Source organism: Halomonas flagellata, assembly GCF_022487945.1.
Taxonomy (GTDB): Bacteria; Pseudomonadota; Gammaproteobacteria; order Pseudomonadales; family Halomonadaceae; genus Halomonas; species Halomonas flagellata.
The window spans coordinates 1-5,161 of record NZ_JAKVPY010000055.1 but is presented as its reverse complement, the minus strand read 5'-3'; the positions used below and the strand labels follow the sequence as shown (position 1 = coordinate 5,161).

At 60.5% G+C, this 5,161-nt stretch carries 3 protein-coding genes; all 3 read left to right on the top strand.

What is annotated here, in order from left to right; translation table 11 throughout:
* The first annotated feature begins 132 nt into the window (after positions 1-132).
* The 3 genes from MKP05_RS20980 (at position 133) to MKP05_RS22005 (ending at position 5,140) form a co-directional block, all read left to right on the top strand.
* Positions 133-1,251: an ISAs1 family transposase gene (locus MKP05_RS20980; RefSeq protein ID WP_240570099.1), complete on the top strand. Its 1,119-nt coding sequence runs from the start codon at positions 133-135 to the stop codon at positions 1,249-1,251.
* A gap of 423 nt (positions 1,252-1,674) precedes the next feature.
* On the top strand, positions 1,675-4,662 hold the full coding sequence (locus MKP05_RS20970; RefSeq protein ID WP_240570098.1) for a CheR family methyltransferase: 2,988 nt from the start codon (positions 1,675-1,677) through the stop codon (positions 4,660-4,662).
* A gap of 25 nt (positions 4,663-4,687) precedes the next feature.
* Positions 4,688-5,140, top strand: coding sequence for a PAS domain-containing protein (locus MKP05_RS22005; RefSeq protein WP_369127986.1), 453 nt, complete (start codon positions 4,688-4,690; stop codon positions 5,138-5,140).
* Positions 5,141-5,161: the final 21 nt, after the last annotated feature.

Genomic DNA, 5,161 nt, shown 5'->3' with positions numbered 1-5,161 from the left:
AGTTCCGGGATGGTCAAGCTCATGGGCGGCGCCATCTTCTTGAGGATGGCTTCCTTACGCTCTGCGGGGTAACGCACGTTGATCACCTCTCAATCCGTTTAGGTGACAACTACGTTGACGCATAGGGCCCCCATGCTGACACCGTCACTGATGCACCATTTATCGATCATTCCGGACTTCCGCCAGGCGTGGAAAATCAAACATCAGCTGTCAGATATCCTGTTTCTGACCGTCCGTGCGGTGATCTGTGGTGCCGAGGGATGGGAGGAGATCGAGGACTTTGGGCACGAAAAGCTGGGTTTTCTTCGCCAGTACGGCGATTTTGAGTCTGGAGTGCCCAGCCACGACACCCTGGCGCGCGTGATGGCGCTGATCAATGCCAAGCAGCTGCAGACCGCCTTTGCCGACTGGATGAAGGCCTGCCATGACGCGACAGACGGGGCCATCGTGGCGATCGATGGCAAGACGCTGCGAGGCTCGTATTGCCGAGGCAAGGATAAGGCGGCGATCCACATGGTCAGCGCCTTCAGCACCGCCAATGGGGTTGTGATGGGTCAGATAAAAACTGACGAAAAATCCAACGAGATCACGGCGATTCCTGAGCTGCTCAAGCTATTGGATCTCTATGGCTGCCTGGTCACCATTGACGCCATGGGATGCCAGAAGAAGATTGCCCATCAGATCCGCCGGCAAGGGGCCGACTACCTGCTATCGGTCAAGGACAATCAGCCCAAGCTGGCCGACGCGTTCGAGGCCGCCTTTCCGATGAAGGTGATCGCGAATTATGCGGGGGATGCCTACACCACAGTAGAGAAAAATCGCGGCCGAGAGGAGTCACGCTACCACGTGGTGAGTGACGTTTCTCATGAATTTCAGGGGCTTATCTGCGAATGGCCGGATCTGAAAACGGTTGGTGCTGTCGTTTCATTTCGCCAGGAAGGCGATGAGCCACCTGACGAAGCTGTGGTGCGTTACTACATTAGCTTTGCCGAACTGACTGCGGAACAGATGGCGAAGGCCGTCCGCCAACATTGGCACGTGGAGAATAAGTTGCACTGGTTCCTGGATGTCGCCATGCGGGAAGATGCCTGCCGAATCCGCCGAGGTCGTGCCGCAGAAAATCTCGGAAGGGTCCACCATATAGCGCTGAATTACCTGAAAGGTGAGACGAGATTCAAGGGTGGAATTCGGCGAAAACAGAAGAAAGCTGCGCTGAGTGAGGAGTATCTCGCCGATGTTCTAGCGGTGTGAAAGCTCTCATGCGTTTTCCCTGGCCCAGACACCAGCCTTCGTTGCCCAGGTAAGCGGCGATGGGCGTGTAGCCATCGACTTGCTGGTAAGTCCGCGAGACGCCTTCCTTGTGCGAGTTGCTGTTGTCCATGACGAAGGTGTCGATGTCCAGACAGACATGCGTCTTCTCGGCGGTGATCGGTGCTTCCACCAGCGACAGCAGGGTGGTGGACCAGGTCGCGGTGCGCGCCTGCAGGTCGTTGGCGGCAAGCTTCTCCAGCCGTTGGCGCAGAGTAGGTTCTCTTTTAGAATCAGTATTTTCCAGACAGAGCGCGACTCAAGAGGCCTGCTTGCCATGGGCGAAAGACGATCCCGTGAATGAGACGGGATAAGATAAACTGTGAGGAGATGAGAGACTAAAACCCCTTCGTCCGAGATCAGCCCATGCCGCTATCGAACACTCATTCCCCCGCGGACGCCTTACCGGTCGTCGGTATCGGGGGGTCAGCCGGATCTCTCCAGCCCCTTAGATCCTTCCTGGCCAATCTGCCTGCCGACACGGGAGCCGCGTATGTCATCGTCACCCACCATCCCAGTGGCGAGCGCAGCCTTTTGCCTGAAATCCTCGGTCCACAAACGGCCATGCCCGTCCAGATGGTCGCGGAGGGAGAAACCCTCTTGCCGAACCGGGTCTATGTAGCGCTGCCGGATGACGGCTGGATCTTTTACCGGGGTCAACTGGTCCGGTCTCGGAAGCCTCAGGAACATCCGGTGACCCACCTGCCGGTGGCGGTGCGGCGGTCCGGCCCGCCTCATTCCATCGACGCTTTTTTTCGCTCCCTGGCGGAGGAGGCGGGACATCGGGCCCTCGCGATTGTCCTGTCCGGAACGGGCAGCGATGGCACCTTAGGAATTCAGGTCGTCAAGTCCCTGTCCGGTATGGTCATGGCCCAGGACCCGGATACCGCCGAGTTTGGGGATATGCCTGCTAATGCCATCGCGACCGGCCAGGTGGACTACGTGCTGCCTCCGACGGATATGCCGGCCACCTTGACCGGCTATCTCCGCTCGCAAGTCCATCGCCAGGCAGCTCTGTCAGGCCATCAGCCGGCGATCCCACCAGGTCTCATGAGCCAGATCCTGAGCCGGGTGAGGCATCGTACCGGTCACGATTTTTCGGGTTACAAGGCCAGCACGCTGACTCGGCGCCTGGAGCGGCGCATGGACCTGCGGCAAATTCCCGATCCTCAGGCGTACCTGGACTACCTGCAATCCCATCCCGAGGAGGTCAACCTCCTGTTCCAGGAGTTCCTAATCAGTGTCACTAACTTCTTCCGGGACCCCCCGGTCTGGACCGCGCTAGGTAAGACGCTGTTGCCGGCGATGCTGCAACAGGCGGCCCGGACGGGACAGGAGTTCCGAGCCTGGGTAGCGGGCTGTGCCACCGGCGAGGAGGCCTTCACCCTGGCCATCCTCATCCGGGAATGCCTGATTGACTGGGAGCAGGTTCCGGAGGTCAGGATCTTCGCCACCGATGTGGATCAGGCGGCCATCGAAGCGGCCCGAAGGGGACGCTATCCGGCCGGCATCGCCCAGGATCTGCCCGAGTCGTACCTGCGGCGGTATTTCTCTGCCGAAAACGACACCTACCGGATCAGCCGGGAGGAGGTGCGGGACATGGTGGTATTCGCCGAGCACAACGCCCTTCAGGACCCGCCATTCACCGGCATGGACCTCGTTACCTGTCGCAACCTTCTGATCTATCTAGAACGGGATCGTCAGGAGCGCCTCCTGGGTGTATTCCGCTACGCCCTGCGCAGTCACGGGCTGCTGCTGCTGGGACCCTCAGAGAGCATGGACCACCAGAGCGAGGCCTTCTCCGTGGTGGACAAGGAGGCCCGGATCTACCGGGTGGCCGAGGGCTCCTTGGCAACCCGTTTGCCGGTGATGCCGGGCCCCAGCCGTTTCCGCCGACTGCCCTACGAGGCGCTCACCGAGAGTCCGGCAGTGGGGTCCGTTGACAGCCTCTCCCACAGCGTGGAACGCCTTATCGCGCTGCAGTTTGCTCCGCCGGCGGTGGTCGTCAACGACCGCGGGGAGGTAGTGTACGTCCACGGGCGAATCGGCAAATTCCTGGAGCCCGCCAGCGGTCCCACCCGAAATCGGCTCCTGGAGATGGCACGCCCGGGGCTGCGAGCGCCGCTGAGTCAGGCGTTGCAGAGGGCGTCGGGTGGTGATGCCGATCACGTCAGCCGGGAGGTTCAGGTCCAGACCAATGGCGATACCGAACCGGTTCGACTGGAGGTCCAACGGATTCGGATGCCCACCGCCCTGGTAGGATTCTACCTGGTGGCCTTTCATCCGGTCCCCGATGCAGGCCCGGCGAGCGGGTCCGTCGAGGCACGCGACCCAGCCACCAATATTGAGGGCACAGTCGGCGACAACGGCGATACCGAGGCTCGTCTGAAGCGTGAGCTGGAGGCGCTGCGTCAAGACAAGCAAGTGGCGGTGGAAGAGATGCGTGCTGCCAACGAGGAGCTCCAGTCAATGAACGAAGAGCTCCAGTCCATGAACGAGGAGCACCAGTCCATGAACGAGGAGCACCAGAGCAGCAACGAGGAGCTGGAAGCCGCCAAGGAGGAAGTCGAATCCCTCAACCAGGAGCTGCGCAGCGTCAACGCGGAGTTACGAAATCGCGTCGATAATCTCACCGAGGTCAATGATGACCTCAAGAATCTCCTGGACAGTTCCCACCTCGCCACCCTCTTTCTCGACGAGGCCCTTAATATCAAACGGTTCACCCCGGCTGTGCAGGTTCTGATTGCCGTGCGCCCGACCGACATTGGCCGGCCGCTGAGTGAGCTGACCACCAAGTTGCGCTACGACACTCTCCTGGCGGACGCCGAGGCGGTTCTGGACACCCTGGTCCCCAAAGAGGTGAAAGTGCAGACGCAAAGCGGCCACTGGTATCTGCTGCGCATCCAGCCCTACCGCAGCACACGGAATGTTATCCGGGGGGTAGTCTGCACCTTCCAGGACATACAGGTCGCCCAAGGCGTGGCGCGTGGTGAGGCGTTTTTCCGGGCGGTCGTGGACACCGTTCGCGAGCCACTGCTGGTGCTCGATTCTGATCTGCGGGTGGTATCTGCCAACGATGGCTTCTATCGCACCTTTCCCTTGACCCCGGAGGCGGTGGAGGGCAACAGTCTGTTCGACCTGGCCGATGGGCAGTGGGATAATCCGGAATTGAGGGCCTGCCTCCTAGAGGTCTTGCCGCGACAGCAGGCTTTCTGCGATTTCGAGCTGAGCGTGGCTGTCGGGGATCCGGAGCCGGCTCACTTGTGGTTGAACGCCCGCCGCCTAGAGTTAGAAGAGGGCACGGCAATGATCCTGCTCGCCATGGACAGACAAAGGTCGGCGCCTGAGCCCTAGGAACGCGTCGAAAGGAGTTCCGAATATGGACAGTAACGATTCGCAGCCTCTTTCACCGAGGGTCCTGCGAGAAATGGCTCGCCGTCGCCTGGGTCAAGGCTTGACGGATGTTTCCAGTTGTACCGTTAAGTATACCCAGTCCCTGGTATCCGAGCTGGAGCTGCACCAGGAAGAGCTGCGAATCCAGAACGAGGAGCTGCAACAGGCGCGAGACCGGTTGGAAATCGCCCGGGAAATCGCTCAGACCCGCTATCGCGACCTGTTCGAGAGAGCTCCGATGGGCTATCTCCTCCTGGATACCAAAGGGCGCATCCAAGAGGCCAATCGGGCCGCCAACTCCTTGCTCGCCCCGGGAACCGATCTGGTGGGCCATGACCCCGCCTCTTTCATCAGGCCCTTTGCTGAGCGGCACTTCCGGCATCTCAGCAACGCTCAGCCAGTTCCTCCACCATCTCGCTACCGAGCAGCGAGATTCTGATAGTGCGAGGCTTTTGAATCC